22 protein-coding genes are annotated in these 17,954 nt (G+C 30.3%); 1 reads left to right on the forward strand and 21 read right to left on the reverse strand.

The features are described 5' to 3' along the window. Window positions 1-57 precede the first annotated feature (57 nt). The 13 genes from B5E92_RS01080 to B5E92_RS01140 all read right to left on the reverse strand — a co-directional run bounded on the left by B5E92_RS01080 (window position 58) and on the right by B5E92_RS01140 (window position 9,888). The gene (locus B5E92_RS01080) at window positions 58-333 is read right to left on the reverse strand and encodes an HU family DNA-binding protein (protein ID WP_087298572.1); all 276 of its coding nucleotides are present in this window, start codon (window positions 331-333) and stop codon (window positions 58-60) included. An 87-nt stretch (window positions 334-420) separates the two neighbouring features. After that, window positions 421-1,443, reverse strand: coding sequence for a low specificity L-threonine aldolase (locus tag B5E92_RS01085; protein ID WP_087298573.1), 1,023 nt, complete (start codon window positions 1,441-1,443; stop codon window positions 421-423). A gap of 10 nt (window positions 1,444-1,453) precedes the next feature. After that, window positions 1,454-2,287, reverse strand: a complete 834-nt coding sequence (locus tag B5E92_RS01090; RefSeq protein WP_087298574.1) for a MurR/RpiR family transcriptional regulator — start codon at window positions 2,285-2,287, stop codon at window positions 1,454-1,456. A gap of 96 nt (window positions 2,288-2,383) precedes the next feature. Beyond that, window positions 2,384-2,689, reverse strand: a complete 306-nt coding sequence (locus B5E92_RS01095) for a hypothetical protein (RefSeq protein ID WP_087298575.1) — start codon at window positions 2,687-2,689, stop codon at window positions 2,384-2,386. An 89-nt stretch (window positions 2,690-2,778) separates the two neighbouring features. Continuing rightward, on the reverse strand, window positions 2,779-3,567 hold the full coding sequence (locus B5E92_RS01100) for an AIM24 family protein (RefSeq protein ID WP_087298576.1): 789 nt from the start codon (window positions 3,565-3,567) through the stop codon (window positions 2,779-2,781). A 126-nt stretch (window positions 3,568-3,693) separates the two neighbouring features. Then, window positions 3,694-4,038, reverse strand: a complete 345-nt coding sequence (locus tag B5E92_RS01105; protein ID WP_087298577.1) for a P-II family nitrogen regulator — start codon at window positions 4,036-4,038, stop codon at window positions 3,694-3,696. An 11-nt stretch (window positions 4,039-4,049) separates the two neighbouring features. Next, window positions 4,050-5,291 (reverse strand): ammonium transporter, encoded by a 1,242-nt coding sequence (locus B5E92_RS01110; protein WP_087298578.1) that lies wholly within the window; start codon window positions 5,289-5,291, stop codon window positions 4,050-4,052. Window positions 5,292-5,494: 203 nt separating this feature from the next. Further along, entirely contained in the window at window positions 5,495-6,841 is a 1,347-nt protein-coding gene (locus B5E92_RS01115) for an MATE family efflux transporter (protein WP_087298579.1), read from the reverse strand. Then, window positions 6,834-7,265: a MarR family winged helix-turn-helix transcriptional regulator gene (locus B5E92_RS01120; protein ID WP_087298580.1), complete on the reverse strand. Its 432-nt coding sequence runs from the start codon at window positions 7,263-7,265 to the stop codon at window positions 6,834-6,836. Before B5E92_RS01120 ends, B5E92_RS01115 begins: the two co-directional genes overlap by 8 nt. A gap of 101 nt (window positions 7,266-7,366) precedes the next feature. Continuing rightward, window positions 7,367-7,870, reverse strand: a complete 504-nt coding sequence (locus B5E92_RS01125; RefSeq protein ID WP_087298581.1) for a PepSY domain-containing protein — start codon at window positions 7,868-7,870, stop codon at window positions 7,367-7,369. Window position 7,871: 1 nt separating this feature from the next. Further along, complete coding sequence (locus tag B5E92_RS01130) at window positions 7,872-8,930, reverse strand: cell wall metabolism sensor histidine kinase WalK (RefSeq protein WP_087298582.1); 1,059 nt, start codon at window positions 8,928-8,930, stop codon at window positions 7,872-7,874. Then, entirely contained in the window at window positions 8,927-9,580 is a 654-nt protein-coding gene (locus tag B5E92_RS01135; protein WP_087298583.1) for a response regulator transcription factor, read from the reverse strand. The genes B5E92_RS01130 and B5E92_RS01135 overlap by 4 nt, the downstream gene beginning before the upstream one ends. Window positions 9,581-9,585: 5 nt before the next feature. Then, complete coding sequence (locus B5E92_RS01140) at window positions 9,586-9,888, reverse strand: PepSY domain-containing protein (RefSeq protein ID WP_087298584.1); 303 nt, start codon at window positions 9,886-9,888, stop codon at window positions 9,586-9,588. Between the two features lie 236 nt (window positions 9,889-10,124). Here B5E92_RS01140 and B5E92_RS01145 point away from each other — a divergent pair, with 236 nt between their 5' ends. Beyond that, window positions 10,125-10,529, forward strand: coding sequence for a VanZ family protein (locus B5E92_RS01145; RefSeq protein WP_255376180.1), 405 nt, complete (start codon window positions 10,125-10,127; stop codon window positions 10,527-10,529). Here B5E92_RS01145 and B5E92_RS01150 read toward each other — a convergent pair. From B5E92_RS01150 to B5E92_RS01185, 8 genes are all read right to left on the reverse strand, one after another. After that, on the reverse strand, window positions 10,516-10,806 hold the full coding sequence (locus tag B5E92_RS01150) for a hypothetical protein (RefSeq protein WP_087298586.1): 291 nt from the start codon (window positions 10,804-10,806) through the stop codon (window positions 10,516-10,518). The genes B5E92_RS01145 and B5E92_RS01150 overlap by 14 nt on opposite strands. Before the next feature lie 129 nt (window positions 10,807-10,935). Then, window positions 10,936-13,017 (reverse strand): glutamine synthetase III, encoded by a 2,082-nt coding sequence (locus B5E92_RS01155; RefSeq protein WP_087298587.1) that lies wholly within the window; start codon window positions 13,015-13,017, stop codon window positions 10,936-10,938. Between the two features lie 182 nt (window positions 13,018-13,199). Then, window positions 13,200-13,712 (reverse strand): PH domain-containing protein, encoded by a 513-nt coding sequence (locus B5E92_RS01160; protein WP_087298588.1) that lies wholly within the window; start codon window positions 13,710-13,712, stop codon window positions 13,200-13,202. A gap of 156 nt (window positions 13,713-13,868) precedes the next feature. Further along, window positions 13,869-15,224: a PTS sugar transporter subunit IIC gene (locus tag B5E92_RS01165; protein ID WP_087298589.1), complete on the reverse strand. Its 1,356-nt coding sequence runs from the start codon at window positions 15,222-15,224 to the stop codon at window positions 13,869-13,871. Between the two features lie 202 nt (window positions 15,225-15,426). Continuing rightward, entirely contained in the window at window positions 15,427-16,143 is a 717-nt protein-coding gene (locus tag B5E92_RS01170; RefSeq protein WP_087298590.1) for a GntR family transcriptional regulator, read from the reverse strand. Window positions 16,144-16,312: 169 nt separating this feature from the next. Further along, window positions 16,313-16,615 (reverse strand): PTS sugar transporter subunit IIB, encoded by a 303-nt coding sequence (locus B5E92_RS01175; protein WP_087298591.1) that lies wholly within the window; start codon window positions 16,613-16,615, stop codon window positions 16,313-16,315. A 126-nt stretch (window positions 16,616-16,741) separates the two neighbouring features. After that, window positions 16,742-17,284, reverse strand: coding sequence for a phosphodiesterase (gene yfcE / locus B5E92_RS01180; RefSeq protein ID WP_087298592.1), 543 nt, complete (start codon window positions 17,282-17,284; stop codon window positions 16,742-16,744). Between the two features lies 1 nt (window position 17,285). After that, window positions 17,286-17,894 (reverse strand): GyrI-like domain-containing protein, encoded by a 609-nt coding sequence (locus B5E92_RS01185; protein ID WP_087298593.1) that lies wholly within the window; start codon window positions 17,892-17,894, stop codon window positions 17,286-17,288. Window positions 17,895-17,954: the final 60 nt, after the last annotated feature.

Genomic DNA, 17,954 nt, shown 5'->3' on the forward strand with positions numbered 1-17,954 from the left:
ACATTACTAAATCACAAATAATACAAAAAAATGGCCTAATAGACCATTTTAGAAAACTTATTTATTTACAGCGTTTTTTAAAGCCGTACTAGGTTTAAAAGCTGGTGCTTTACTAGCTGCAATAGTCATTGGTTCACCAGTTCTTGGATTACGACCAGTTCTTTCTCCTCTTTCACGTACTTCAAAATTACCGAAACCTTTTAATGATACTTTTTCACCTTTAGTTAAAGCATCAGTTACTACATCAACAAATGAAGTAATTACTTTATCAACATCTGTTTTTGTCATTTCTGTACTTGAAGCAATCGCTTCGATTAATTCAGCTTTGTTCATATTAATTTCTCCTCGTATTATTTTTATATAGGAACAATCCTACAATTATTATATTACTTATTAACAATCATTACAAGTTTTAATCGATTAATCAACAAATTCTTGATTTATTTTTTCAACAAAATTTTCAACTGCTTCTTGTGGTGTTGCCCAAGATGTAACTAGGCGGATACAGTGATGATCATCATCGATTTTATCCATAATATTAAAACTAAAATCCTTTTCTAACTCTTTAATTAGTTTATCATTTACAATTGGAAACAACTGATTAGTAGGTGAATCAACATACATTTTAAAATTCTTTAACCCAGCTCGTAATAAATCAGCCATTTTATTTTCATATTGCCCAATTTCTAAATAAAGATTATTACTAAAAAGTTCTTTAAATTGCACTCCTAGCAATCTGCCTTTAGCTAACATTGCTCCTTTTTGTTTAATATTATAACGAAAATCTGGTTTTAAATCATCATTAATAATTACTAAACATTCACCAAATAAAGCTCCCATTTTGGTACCGCCTATATAAAAGGCATCGCTATATTTAGCTAAATTGGCTAATGAAGGCGTATTTTCTATTGCCAAAGCACTTCCAAGTCGAGCCCCATCAACAAATAAGTATAACTGATGTTCTTGACAAGTTTTATAGATTGCTTTTAATTCATCAAGATAATATACAGAACCATATTCAGTTGATTGAGAAATATAAACCATCTTAGGTTGTACCATATGTTCATCTGGATGTTGATTTAAAATATCAACAATCATATCTGGTGTTAATTTTCCATTTTTATGAGGAACTGTTAATACTTTATGTCCAGTAGCTTCAATTGCCCCTGTTTCATGAACATTAATATGCCCGCTATCAACAGCAATAACAGCCTGATAAGGTTTTAAAGCCGATGAAATTAAAATAGCATTAGTTTGGGTTCCCCCAACTAGATAATGAACATCAACGTTATCATTTTGTAATTGTTTTTTTAATAACATTGTTGCTTCCTTGCAATATTTATCTAAACCATAACCATCGCATTGCTCTAAATTTGTTTTAATTAAGGCTTCCATTATTTTTGGATGAGCTCCTTCACTATAATCATTTGTAAAACTATACATAAAAATCCTCCTATCTTCTTGGATATAACAATCCATACCTTACATATAAAACATCAAAAAAAGTTTTTAAAACAGTTGTTCCTGAAATTGATGACTCTGTAAAATCACTCTCTTTTCCATGAACAATAAATGTCTTATCTGCCTGCTTTATAACTTCACTATCAGGATTTAAAGTAACCAAAATTACTTTAGCACCTCGATTTTTTATTGATGTAATTAAATCACCGATTGGATGAACCCGTGCTCGAACAGATAATACAATGGCAACACTATCTTCATCAAGCAATTCAATTCGCTGACTATCATCACCACGATCAGCAAAAGCATATGAAAATTTACCTAGTTTAACTAATTTAAATTGAATATCAGAAGCTAAAATTTTATTAAACTGAAAGCCAAAAAAATGTAACTTTTTTGCATCATAAATAATATCACATAATCGATCTATTTCATGAATATCAATATATTTTTTACTTTCAATCAATGAATCAATTGTCAACCCATAAACAAGATCTACACATTTTTGTGGATTTTGATGAATAGCTACTAAATCTTCAGGTTCCATTTTTATTTCATGGCTAGCTTGCCGCAGTCCATCTTGAACTTCTTTTTTAAAATCCGCAAAATTATCACATTTCAATGCTTTACAAAATCTTGAAATCGTTGCTGGCGAAGTATAACACAAATCAGCTAATTCATTAATCGATATATCAGGAATTTTTTCAATATTATTTAAAACCTGATAACAAATTGTATAATACATATCTTGACTATATGAAGCGTTAATATATGTAAGTAAATTATACAAAATATCGACTTCACTATTTTCTTTTCTTTTTGTCACGACTCCCACCTCCCTACTTCATTATACACAATTTACTTTTAAAATAAAAACCTGTTTGTTTTTAAAGGACAACCGCTAAAACGATTGTCCTTCAACTTAATCATTAAAATACGTAAACTCTAAACAATATACTAATTCATCAAACATCTTAGTATTAAAACCATAACAATCACAATCATCCATTTCGCCATTCCAATCATTATTAAGCTGATCTAATAATGGTTGAACTTCTTCAGGCTTTAAATCCACTGTAATATAAAATTCACTATGATCTTTTATTGGCTGATATGGTCGATTAGGTGAGATTGAAAAATCAGGATTAATATCTAATAATTTCTTTTTAACTTGTTGATAATCTTTATCTTGTTCACTTGATATTACAACATGTAACCTAGCTAACATAAATTCCTCCTTACATTTTAATTATATTATAATGATTTAACTCAAAAAATAAAAGACTGAGATTAATATTAATCCCAATCTATATATTACTACTCAGTTGTTCGCCAGAACATAGCTTCATCACCAACTGGCGCCAATAACACTTTGCCACTCCCACGATAAACGTTAACTAAGCCTTCTCCTGAAGCAGCAGAACCGATTAATGTTTTTCCTGATCTTTCTACTGTAAAATCTAGAGTGCCGCTCCAAGCTATCGCCATGTTTCCATCTATTTTTAAAACGTCATTATTTAAAGTCACTTCAATTAATTCTTCTCTTGGACATTTAGATTCTAAACAAATTATTCCACTACCAAAAATTCCTAAATTAAAAAGGCCTTCATTTCCAGCTACAGTAGATGATATATTAGAACGAGCTACTGCTTTATGTTGTAATGATGATTCGCAAGCTAAAAATAAACCATCATCTAAAACAATTGATTGCTCCCATTCATTAGTATCAATCAATAAAATATGTTTATAAGTTGGCTCTAGTATTAATAACCCATTACCAGTATATTCTGGTTTAATAGCTGATTCACCAGTAACTTTCCCCCTAACAGCTTTAGAAAATAAATCACCAACACCTTTAATGCCAGTAGTTGCATTTACTTCCCCTACCATCCACTGCATTGCTCCAGCCTGGATAGTAATATTACTTTGAGCAACACGACAAATTACCTGTCTTTTTCTAACATTCATCTTATCCGCAAAATAAGCCATCTGAGCGTTTTGCGGTGTCACACTTAAATCTTTTTGATACTCAATAACTGAAAAAGGTCCTTTACTATCAATTATCGAAACATCATCATTATCCCAAAAGTTCTTTACATTAAACATCTTCTCATCCCTTCTTTCTATATTAATTATAATTTTATCACAAAAAGAGCTATAAATCAGTTACTTAAAAAAATCTAAACAAATATCATAAAATAGCACATATTAAAAGCCAGCCATAGCTGACTTTTAATTAATAGCATCACTGCCAGTTTCTCCAGTTCTTATTCTTAAAGCACTCTTTAAGTTATAGCTAATAATTTTTCCATCACCAGGATTACCTGTAAATGCAGCTTTTTTAATTGCTGCAATGGTTTTAGCTTCCCAGTTTTCATCACTAACAATTATTTCAAATTTAATTTTTGGTAACATATTTACTTCTATTTCATTACCACGAACAATTTCAGTATACCCTTTTTGGATTCCACATCCCATTACTTGATAAACCGTTATTCCATGGACTTCAATTTGTGATAGTGCTTCTTTGACATCTTCAAACTTTTCTTCACGAATATATGCTTCTATTTTAATCATATGAACACCTCCTAATCCAATCCATTAAATGATGGATATGCAGTTTCATTATGTTGAGAAATATCCAAACCAATTTGTTCTTCTCGTTTTTCTACTCTTAAAGTAGTAAATAAACGAACAATAGCAATACAAATAAGTGTTCCAGCAACAGCTACTAAAATAGTTACTAAAATACTAATAATTTGAGCTACTAATAATTGGGTATCACCAAAAAATAATCCATTCCATCTTGCTACACTGTTAATTGATGTTTGAGCAAATAATCCTGTAGCAATTCCGCCCCAGATACCACCAATTCCATGACATCCAAATGCATCTAATGCATCATCGTAGCCAAAACGTTTTTTACCTTTAGATATCATCAAATAGCAAATCGGACTACCAACTAAACCAATAATAATCGCTGACCAGATAGGAACATAACCGGCTCCTGGTGTAATAGCTACTAGACCAACTATTAATCCAGTAACACTACCAACAAGAGTTGGTTTTTTGTTCATCCATACGTCCATAGCCATCCAAGATAACATTCCAGCAGCTGCTGAAACTGCAGTAGTCATAAAAGCATGAACTGCAAGTCCGTTAGCTTTTAAAGCACTTCCGGCATTAAAACCAAACCATCCAAATAACAATAAACTAGCGCCTAATACTACAAATGGAATATTATGGATACGATATTTAGCATGATCATAATCTTTACGTTTACCTAAAACAATACATAAGATTAAAGCACTTACTCCTGAACTAATATGGACAACATTACCACCAGCAAAATCTACTGAACCTATTTCTGCCAAAAAGCCACCAAGTCCCCAAACCATATGGGCCATTGGATAATAGACTATTGTTGACCAAGCGATAATAAAGATAAATAATGCTTTAAATTTCATTCTTCCAGCAACTGCTCCAGTTATCAATGCTGGTGTAATAATTGCAAACATCATTTGAAAAGCAGCATATTCTAAACTAGGAATAGAATTTGCATAACTACCGGGCTGCAAACCAATGCCATTTAACCCCAAAAAGCTTAAATCACCAATAATTCCAAAGTGATCGTTGCCAAATGCTAGTGAATATCCAAATAATACCCACATTACCATTGCAATACCGATTACAAATATTGATGTCATCATTGTATTAACAACATTTTTTCTTCTAACCATACCCCCATAGAAGAAAGCTAAACCAGGTGTCATTAATAATACTAATGCTGCACAAATCAATATAAATCCTGTGTCGCCTGTATTAATCATATTTATTCCCCCTTATCATTTATGATTACGTTTTTAAGTATAAATGATAAATTATTATTATGCAAGTATATTTTTATTATTAATTATTAAAATATTACCTTTACAGCATCTTTTACCTAAAAAAGTATCTAAATATATAATAATAGCTGTTAACTTAGTTAACAGCTATATGATCTTGCATACTACCCTAATATAATTTTATACTAATCAGTAGTTTGTAAATGCTTTTTTATAAATGACTTAAATGAAAAACTATTAGTAATAGTAGTTAATAAATCAGAAATTGGTTCTGCAAGCATTACTGCTAAAACTCCATTAGAAATAACATTAGGTAAGAAATAAATTAATGGAATCAATAAAATTATCTTTCGATAAAAAGCAAAGAAAAATGATCTTTTACCAAATCCTAATGATGTATAAGTTTGTTGGAAAGTTGAATTAGCACCCATAATAATAAAACCAAAAACATATACTCTTAACATCCAACTTGCTAGTTCAACCAATTCCGGGTCGTTAGCAAACAATTGAACAAATAAACTTGGGAATAATTCCATTAATAAAACACCAACAATTGAATACGTTAATGCTGCCTTTAAAGCTAGCGAAATTGTTTTTTTAACTCGATCATATTTACCTGCGCCATAATTATAACTAATAATCGGTTGCGTAGCTTGGGCAATTCCTTCCATTGGCAGTGATAGTATTTGTGACATTGACATCATAATTGTCATCGCACTAACAGCAATATCACCACCATAAAATAATAATTGGCGGTTAAATGAAACTTGTAAAATACCTTCTGTAGAACTCATAAAAAATGGTGATAGTCCTAATCCAAACACTCTTTTCATGACATTCAAGTCATATTTTAGTGATTTTTTCGTTAATCTTAACATAGTTTTTTTACCAAAGAAGAAACCAAAAACCCATAAACAAGATACAAATTGTGAAATAACAGTGGCAACAGCTGCTCCTGCAACCCCCATATCAAAAAGAAAAATAAATACCGGATCTAAAATAATATTTAATATACCACCTAATAATAAAGTGAACATACCATATTTAGCAAAACCCTGGGCATTAATAAAATAATTTAATCCCACACTTAATTGCGCAAAAATAGTTCCCCAGCTATAAATTCGTAAATATTGTAAAGCATAGTCCAGTGTATTTTCACTTGCCCCAAACAACATTAAAATCTGGGTACCAAATAGATTTAAAATCACAATAATGATAATTGATGTAATCATTAAACTTTTAAAACAATTCCCTAAAATTTTTTGTGCTTCTTCAGTATTTTTTTCACCTAAGCGAATGGAAGCTAATGGTGCCCCACCACGGCCAAATAAATTAGTAACTGCTGTAATTATTGTAATAATTGAAGTACATAAACCAATTCCAGCAATTGCTAATGAACTATTGGGTAATCTGCCAATATAAATTCGATCAACTAGATTATAAATTAAAGTTGTTAACTGAGCTAATATTGATGGGATAGCTAACGAAATTAATAATGTTGATATTTTTTCATTTTCTAGTCGTTCATTCATTAATTTTCCCTCCTATATTTTGATACATTTTACTTAAATAGTAGTTAAAATTTTCTTTATCTTCTTTACTCATTCCCTGGTAAACTTGTTTAGTATAATAACTTTGAACATCTTGAATTTTAGTAATCAATTCACTTGCTTCATCAGTAATTTTTAAAATATTACATCTTCTATTTTTAGGATCCGTTTCGCGATTTAAAAAACCTCGTTTTACTAATTTTTCAACCGCAATGGAAACATGAGCTTTAGAAATACCACGAACATCAACAATTTCTTGAGCATAATGATATTCAGGATTATTTGCTAAAAAAGCTAAGATATCAATTTCAATTTGAGATATTTGATACTCCTTTATCAAATCATCAAATAAACTATTATAATATTTCAATATGTATGAATAAATAGTTAGACTAAATGTTTTCATTCTTTCACCTCGAATAGTTTAATTTTAAACTATTATATAATAAACAGTTTATTTTATCAACAATTAAACAAAAAGAAAAACTATCCAATTATCTGGATAGTTTAACGTCGATCTTCTTCGTATTTTGTAATTTCACCAGTTGTGGCATCAACATCTATATCATATTCAGTGTTATCTTTAATCACTTCAATTTCATATTTTAAAACACCGTCATCATTATCTAATTCACATCTAACAAATTCACCACTACCACCAATTCGATCTGTAGCTATCTTCTTAGCCTCGTCTTCGGTAATAGTTGTTTGATTAGTTTGATTATTAGTTGTGTTTTGATTAGCTACATAATCATCATCTTTTTCTTTTTTAACAATATCACCACTTTCACCATCTATTTCTAAATCATATTTTTCACTATCAGTTACAATTTCAAACTCATAATATGTTCTTCCATCATCACGATCTTTGCTTGATTTAATAACTTCACCATCTACTTCTTCTAAAGCTATTTTTTGGGCTTCTTCCATCGTCATAACATCACCACTACCGCTATTACTACATCCTACTAATACTAATCCTAATAAAACTAAACTTGCTAATTTTTTCATATCATTCACTACTCCTTATAAATGTTATTGTAAATTCAGTATATTCATTTATCGTACTGGCAACTTCTAATGAATACCCATAACTGCTACAAACTCTTTTAGCAATTGCCAGTCCTAATCCAAAATTGTTATTATTTTGGGCTCTTGATTCATCGGCCCGATAAAAACGATCAAATATATATTCAATTTTATCAGTATCTATTCCAATGCCGTAATCTTTTACTTTAAATTTTAATGAATCATAAGATATTTCAATTTTTTTAGAATCATCTCGTGCATATTTAATTGCATTATCTATCAAAATAATTAATAATTGTTTCAAATGCTCTGGTTGCATCCAAACTTGATCAGTTGAATTTACTGTAATTACATACTCAAATTCTGGATGCATTTCTTTAAAATTATTTACAATTTCTTCAACAATTGGTCCTACTTCAATTGGATTATCACATTGAATCTTCATCTCTCTTGTTAAATGTAATAATTCATTACATAATTGCGCTAAACGTTCAACTTCACTATGAGCAACCTCTAAACCATTATTTAGAATTTCCGGGTCATCTTTACCCCAGCGCTGCAACATTTCAATGTTTCCTTTAATAATTGCAAGTGGTGTTTTTAATTCGTGTGATGCATCACTTACAAATTGATCTTGTTGTTTTAATGCTTGATGTGCTAAACTAATTGTCTCATTAAATTCTCGTCCTAACATTGCTAGTTCATCATTTCCTTCAATTTTTAGACGATGTTCAAAACCATCGCTTTTTATTTTTTGAATATTATTAGTAAATTGTTCTACCGTTTTTAAAAAACGCTTGCTAATTACAACTCCACAAATAATACTTGTGACTAATGCTACAACCAACAAAATTAGTAAAAGAACTATTACTACCCCTGCAATAGGAATTGCTAGATCTTCATCCATCGCATAGATACGGCCAACAATCAGCAAATAATAAACCATATAAAGTACAAGAATTAAACTAAACAAAACAATTACACTCATAATAATTAATGATGTTGAGCTAATTAATTGAAATCGAAATGACTTTTTTTTCATCCCAAACGATACCCTACTCCACGAACTGTTTCGATTGGAATACCTTTCATTTTATTACGCAAATACCGAATATATACTTCAACAACATTAGTCGAAACATCACCATCATAACCCCAAACTTGATCAAGAATATCATTACGACTGACCACTTTACCACCATTTTTTACTAATAGAGCCAACAAATCAAATTCAGTTGTCGTTAGAGTTACCTCATGTTCTTGATAAAAAACCTGCCGCTTATCAATAATCATTTTAACTTGACCATAAACATACTCATTAACTTTATTTTGCATATTTACTCGTCTTAATAAAGCATTAATTCTTGCCAACAATTCTTCCATTGCAAATGGTTTAGCTAAATAATCATCTGCTCCTACTTGCAAACCATTTACTTTATCCATTACTTCATCACGTGCTGTCAACATAATTACTGGTGTTTGTTTTTTTTCACGTAATTGGCGACATAGCTCTATTCCGTTTATCCTTGGCAACATCAAGTCTAAAAGTATTAATTCATAATCATTCTCTAATGATTTTTTTAATCCATCTTCACCATCAAAAGCCTGATCACATTGATAGCCGCTATGCGTTAATTCTAACTTTAATAAATTAGACATATTTTTTTCATCTTCTACTATTAGTATTGCCACTTTTATCACTCCTTATATTCATAACCGATAATTTCACTAGTTTTTGCACTAACTTCTACATCTATTACTTCTAAATTCTGGTCACGAATTGCAATTTCATATATTATTTCTAAGTTATCATATTCAATTTCAGAGGATATTATTGATCCAGGAAAATGATTTAAAGCGATCATGTGTGCTTCACTTTTAGAACAGTTAATATTGTTTAAAGTTGTATTCAAAATATATATTCCTGAAAAAACAATTAGAACTATTAACAAAACAGCTAGAATAACTACTTGTTTTTTATACCTTAACAATTTTTCCATCTCATTTCCTCCTTTACATCTATATCATAACTTAATTTTAATTGTTTTTGCTTAAAAACACATAATAATTAAATGAGAATTTTCTCATAAACATACATCTTTTCCCTTTAATATCTTAATTTTATCACTTAATCACTAATACTATCAAACTAAACGATTTCTTCATTAAAAACTTGTCATATTTTGCAATATCTACTATAATTATTTCCATGAAAAAAATAAGATACTTTTTACCGATGATTATTTGGATGATTTTTATTTTTATAATGTCGAATACTAACGGTAACGACTCTTCATCACAAAGCAATTTTTTTGCTAATATAATATTACAATTTATAAATATCGATAAAGAAACATTAACATTTCTAATCCGTAAACTAGCTCATATGAGCGAATATGCTATCCTAGCGTTATTTACATATTACGCACTAATTAAAATTGCTTTTAATAAAAGAATTATATTCCAAATAACATTTTTAATTTCTTTTTTATATGCTTGTAGTGATGAATTTCATCAATTGTTTATTAGTGGCAGAAGTGGTCAATTCACTGATGTTTTAATTGATAGTACTGGCTGTTTAATTATGCTACTGTTTCTTTATTTATGGCAAAAAAAGAAAAATGAATCTAATGATTATTAGGTTCATTTTCTTTTTCCCACTTTTCAACTTTATCTTTTAACTTTTCTAAAGCCTCTTTGATTACAGTCAAACTATCTTCATCATCCTTTTCTTTATCTTCAAAACGCTCATTTAATACTGCCTGCCAAGCTGCATTTGATGATAAAATATCACCAATTACATTAAACCAGGCTCCTAATGCCGCTTGTTCATTTACTGAAAACTCATTAGTAAGAAAAAAACCAAGAATAACAGCTATCCCTGTAAAACTAAACGAATCAATACTTGGAAAATACATGTCTTACCTCCTTATATTATTATACGCTTTTATAAAAATGCTATTAGGCACCCATTAAAAAAAAAAAAAAAAACATGAGCCCAAAGAACCCCTCAAGCTCATGTCTTCATATTATTTAATTAGATATTTTTAAATTCCAAATAGTAAATCTACATATGTTGGAATTGGCCAATAGTCAGCATCTACTAATGTTTCAACTGTATCTACAGTTTCACGTAATTCATTCATTGCTTTAAATACATTATCACGCCATGCAACTGCTTGTTCAAATATTTCTACATCCATATTTTGAGCATCAGTAATATCTTTATCTAAAACATCGATTTGTTGTTTCATTGTTTTAATTAATCCTGCTAATTTATTTGCATCATCAACTAAGAAACCAACATCAATACCCGCTTCTTTTCCAGAAATAACTTCTGAAGATACTTTACTCAAATAATCACAAACTGCAGGATAGATTTGTGTTTTAGCCATCTTTAACGCTGTTAATCCTTCTACTTGGATTGTTTTAACATAGTTTTCAAGTAAAATTTCATAACGAGAACCTAATTCAACACGGCTATAAACACCTAAGCGATCAAGCATTTCTAAATTCTTTTCTTCTTTTAAACATTTTAAAGCATCTACAGTATTTTTATTATTTAATAAACCACGTCTAGCTGCTTCTTCTTCCCATTCAGCTGAATATCCATCACCATTAAAGATAATTCTTTTATGTTCAGAAATGAATTCCTTGACAACTTCGTCAAAAGTTTTTCCAGCTTCTAATTCATCTGCCATTTTTTCCATTTCATCAGCTAAAATAGCATTTAAAATAGTATTTGGCCCGGCAATTGATTGACTAGAACCAACTGCTCTAAATTCAAATTTATTTCCAGTAAATGCAAATGGTGAAGTACGGTTACGATCAGTATTATCTTTAGAGAATGTTGGAACAACTGAAACCCCAGTTGCAAAACGTCCAGTATCAATTTTACTAATCTTTTTACCATCACAAATTTCTTCAATTAATGCATTTAAATCTTCTCCTAAAAACATTGAAATAATTGCTGGTGGTGCTTCATTAGCACCTAAACGATGATCATTACCAGCACTTGCAATACTCATTCTTAATAAATCAGCATATTCATCAACCGCTTTAATAGTACATGCAAGTGATGCAATAAATGGTTTATTTTCAACTGGATTACTACCTGGATCAAATAAATTAATACCAGTATTTGTCATAACAGACCAGTTATTATGTTTACCAGAACCATTTACACCAGCAAAAGGTTTTTCATGTAATAAACAACGTAAACCATGAGCCTTAGCAACATCCTGCATGATCTGCATTAACAAATGGTTGTTGTCACTAGTAATATTTACTTTTGTATATACACAAGCAACTTCGTGTTGAGCAGGAGCAACTTCATTGTGTTTAGTCTTTGATGGAATACCATATTTCCACAATTCACGATCCAAATCTTTCATGAAAGCAGAAACTTTACGTTTAAGACTTCCAAAATAGTGATCTTCTAATTCTTGACCTTTAGGTGCCATTGCACCAAATAAAGTTCTACCTGTTAATTTTAAGTCCATTCTTTCTTGATAATATTTATCTTCTACCAAGAAATATTCTTGTTCAGCACCAACAGAAGCTGACACTTTTGTTACTCCATCTACACCAATTAATGGTAATAAACGGCATGCCGCTTTAGATAAAGCATCACATGATCTAAGTAATGGTGTCTTTTTATCTAGTGCTTCACCTGTATATGAACAAAACAAAGTAGGAATATATAGTGTTCCATCTTTAACAAACGCAGGTGATGTACAATCCCATGCAGTATATCCACGAGCTTCAAATGTTGCTCTTAAGCCACCAGATGGGAATGATGAAGCATCAGGTTCACCTTTTCTTAAAGTTTTACCACTAAATTGTAAAACTGCTTTAGATCCTTCTGGTTCTAAAAATGCATCATGTTTTTCAGCTGTTAAACCTGTCATTGGCATAAACCAGTGTGAAAAATGAGTAGCTCCATGTTCCAATGCCCAAATCTTCATTGCGTTCGCAATTACTGTAGCACATTCTTTAGATAATTCTTCACCTTTATCTAAAGATTCATGAAAAGCTTTGTAAATAGATTTAGGAATACGTTCTTTCATTGTATCATCAGTGAAAGCTAAAATTCCGTAATCTTCTAATAACTTATTCATATCTTCCATTCTAAGTTCCCCCTTGTAGTTTACCAATACAACCATATATATATAATATATGCCTTGTATGCCGTTATTATACAGTTAGTTGTTTCTAGTGTCAACATTAAAATAATATTTTTTTATTATTCTGATAATATTTATTCATCAACAAAAAAAGTAATCATAGCGATTACTTTTTTATTATTATATTAACTTTTTGTTTCCTGCTTTCTAGCAGCTTGTGCTTCTTCCTTCAATCTTCTTTTACGTTTCTTTTCATATGAATGATGAGTTGCCGCATATTCTTTATTTTGAACATGAATACGTTTATTAACTCTAACAACTTCTTCAATAAATTTCATACGATCTCTAGGTGTAACAACAATTCTTTTTTTATTTCCTGTATAAATTTCTAAAGCACGAGGGCTAGTAATGATTTTAGTCATCTTTGGAACCGGATCACAAATTGTTTCACAAGTAAGAAGATTAATTTCTTTATCTTTGCCAAGACGACGATTAATAATTAAGTTTTTACGTTCTATTGTATATTTATAAGGACGAAATAAATTGAAATAAACTACTATCGCTATACCAAAAATAGCTACAATAATTGCACTCATTAAATTACCAAAGATAAATTCTACAACCACATATATTATATAAAATATTTCAAAATATAAAATTGCCGGATTTAACGCCCGTTTAAATTCTATTTTTTTCATAATAACCTCTCTTCTAAAAAATATTTACTATAATATTATATCGTACCTAAAACATTATAGCAATTATAAATTATCCCAAACCCATAACTTATAGCTGCTATATTATTAAATAAAAGAAAGACGGAAACTCCGTCTTTCCTTTCAAACATATTATTTTTATTCTGCAGCTTGTTTGTTTTGGAATCTTTCGTATGCAATTAAGAATGGTGCATAGATTACGATAGATACAACCAAAGCAATTGCTTGAGAAACTGCACCCATTACATTGGCACCTGTAGTTAAGAAACCATGTAAGATAGGTGGAGTTGTCCAAGGAGTATTGATAACTGCTTTTGGACAGAAGCCAATAACTGTTAAAATATAACCAACAACGATAGTTGCAATTGGAGCCAATACGAATGGAATACCTAAGATTGGGTTTAATACCATTGGGATACCAAATGTAACAGTTTCGTTAATGTTGAATAATGCTGGAACTGAAGAGATACCTGCGATTGTACGGTTATCTTCACGTTTACCGAATACTAAGATTGAGATAACTAAACCGATTGTAACCCCAGAACCACCGAATTCACCGAACATTTGTAACCAAGCCATTGCGAAAATTCCTAATTCATCGCTATAAGCATCGTTAGTTTTTGAGAAAGTTTCAATATTTTCAAGCATAATTGGAGTAAATAAAGCTTCTTTTACAGCTGATAACATGTTGTTACCATGGATACCAACTAACCAGAATAACATGATTAATAAATAAATAACGATAACACCTGGAACTGTAGCACCAATTGAACCTAAAGGACCTTGAATATAAGTAGAGATCAAGTCATTCAAGTATTGACCAGTTGCTAATTCAGCTAAGCGTCCAATAACTGCAATAATGATTAAAGTAATACATGCAGGAATTAATACTTCGAATGCACGAGCAACACCAGGTGGAACTGATTCAGGCATTTTTAATTTCAATTTATCAACTTTACGTAATGCACAGAAGATTTCAACTGAAACAACACCAATAATCATACCTGTAAATAGACCAGTTGCACCTAAGGTATTTCCACTTAGACCAGCGAACACTGTCATTGCACCTGAATCATTTAATACTACTTTTGCTGCTTTATCAGCACCTTCTACTAATGCATAGTTACCAAAACTATTTTGAGTTACTGCTAACCAGCAAGCAAGTCCTAATAAACCTGCGAAGTATCCAGTTTCACCATTTGATTCACCAATTTCTTGAGCGATACCAAAAGTGATACCAACTGTGATACATGAAATTGTAGCAAATTGAATTGCTGAGAATGCTGGGTTAATAAAATCAAGAGCCATGATTGGTTCCCAGAACATACCTAACCCAGAATCTGCGTTAACTAATACGTTGCACCATAATACCCCTATCGCACCGGCAATAGTTAAAGGCATGAAAGTTTGGAACGCATTTTTAATTGCAGATAAATACTTGTTTTGTCCACACCACGCACCAACACGTCCAAGGACATCTGCCATTTTGTCCATATATTTTTTCCTCCCTTAAAATATCTATTGACAATATAAGTATAAAATTTAATTGCCAAAAAGTCAATGCTTTTTGCAATTAAAAGTACCATACTTTTAAAAATAAAACCGGTATCGACTAAAAAAACATTGGTATATTGAGGGTTTTTAACCGTATATTTTTTTGAAAAAAAATTAAAAACGCTTACATAAATGTAGTGTTTTACGTAGCAACTGTAACAGTTTGTAACTCAAAATCATTATAATGGAACCTTGAAAATGAATACTCGAAAATTACGCCAGTACTTAAGTACGCTATCTGTTCAACTTCAAAATACGGATCCGTTTCCTTTAGTCCTAAATATTGTTGTTCTAAAGGTGATGATAAATGCCCACGAACTTTTTTATGAGCGCTTTGGATTTTTAGTTTTAAATCTTTTTCAATATATCGATAAATTGATGATTTTAAATGTTCCAGTTTTAAATTAGGAATTACTGATATTGGCATATAAATAATTTCCAAAGCATAGGGTCGATTGTCTAGCTTTCTAAATCTTATAATATGATAAACAAACGAACCTTCTTCAATTTGTAATTTTTTCGATATATGCTCATCGCTTGGAATAACCTCAAAAACAATTACCTCTGTTTCAATTTTTTTAATTCCTTCATAGCGTTGTGTCAATCCTTTAGTAAAAAGATTAGCTTTATTAGGCGAATCAGAAGACGGATCATAATCCTTAACAAAAGTTCCAGCCCCTCGTCTTCTAATTATCAATCCCTCTTTAACCAAAATATCCAGAGCTTTTTTCATTGTTTCTTTATTACAATGATATGTCACACATAATACATATTCATATGGGAGTTTTTGTCCATAGGTGTATTTGCCACCTTTTATCTTGGATCTAATATCATCTGCAATTTCGATGTATTTTACCATGATACCCCTCCTAGCTGCTCTCTAATTTAAAAATACCATACTTTTAATAAATTTGCACGGACTTTTTAATTATTTAACATCTAGATAAATCAATCAATAAAAAAACATTAAGAACTTGCATTTTTTAAACAAAACAAAAAAGCCCATTAGGGCTTTTTATAGATAACTATTATTTAGAATCAATAACTTTAATTGCTGCTTTTAATACATTTTCACCATTCATCATTCCATAATCGCGCATTTCGATTACTTCTATAGGTGTAGTTGTTTTTGTTTTTAATCCTTTTAATTCATGACGAACTTGTGGGCCTAACATTATAACATCCCATTCATCCAATTGAGTAGCTGCATCTGTAATTGGTAAAGCAATGATTTTAGCATCAATACCATCAGCTTCAGCAGCTTTTTCCATTCTTTGTACTAGCATGCTTGTAGACATTCCAGCATTACATACCAATAAAATTTTGTACATAAAAAAATTACTCCTTTCACATCTAATTATTTAGTTTTCTATGTACTTATATTATAACACTTTCATATATTATTTCTATCAATTTTATTAAATATTTTTGACACGTGTCACTAATATTTCTTATATTTATTTAATTATAATTTCCTTTACAATTGTATTATCAAATTCTTTAATAATAAATTTATCATCTTCATAAATACCATAACTATTCCTTCCCTCTTTAGGCAAAGAAATTGATGATGGATTTATAATATAAATCCCATTTTCGCACTTAGCTACTGGTCTATGAATATGACCATAAACAAAAATATCACCCTCATTTAAATTAGGTAAATTTTCTTCATTAAATAAATGACCATGACTTAAAAAGAAATGATGTCCATCAACATCAATTGTTGCATAATCTGCCATCATCGGGAAATCAAGAACCATCTGATCAACTTCTGCATCACAATTTCCTCTAACAGCAATAATTGTATTCTTTAAATCATTCAAAACAGGTATAACCTTCTTAGGTGCATATTCTTTCGGTAAATCATTACGAGGCCCGTGATATAATAAATCGCCTAATAAAATTAACTTATCAGGCTTTTCATTATAATAAGCTTCTAGTGCTTTATTTAAATAATAATATGATCCATGTATATCGGATATAAACATTAATTTCATTCTAATTTCCCTCCACTGGATAACGTACTATAGTTTTTAAATCTTCAGGTGCTACTTTTTTAGGATTATTTAAATATATTTCATGATGAAATCCACTTAATTTTAAATTAGCTACCGTAATATACTCCATTAACTTTTTAGTAGAATTTATTTCTGTGTTATAGGGACCAATATGTAACATCTGTAAACATTCCCCTTCTTCGAATTCCTTTAAATAAATATCCAAAGAAAAAAAACTCTCTGTTTTACTAAACAATTTTGCTTTAGCCTCCTCAAGCATTTCATTTGTTAATATATCAGGTTGAGGCATCAATAATGTATACTTAATCATTTTTTTACGTGTTACATCAAAATGACTGTTATCATACGTATCCCAAATTCCTTCAAGTTTAGCACCACTAAATTGAATATTTTCCATTAAATAATATTTTTTTAAAATTTTATTTAAGCTAAACATCAGTTCTGACTTAAGTTTAAATTCTGCAACGGTAGGATTTCCAACCCCATCAACAGCAATGTATTTCATTTTAGGCACCATTAATCGGCTTATTTTTTTAGTCGTAGCTCGATACAATTGTGAATATTTCTTTTTAATATCATATTTATCCATCGCATCATCCCCTATCTTTAAACTATTATATAACTTTTGCCTAAAATTACCACTTAAAAA

It is taken from the genome of Erysipelatoclostridium sp. An15, from assembly GCF_002160675.1.
Classification (GTDB): Bacteria; Bacillota_I; Bacilli_A; order Erysipelotrichales; family Coprobacillaceae; genus Thomasclavelia; species Thomasclavelia merdavium.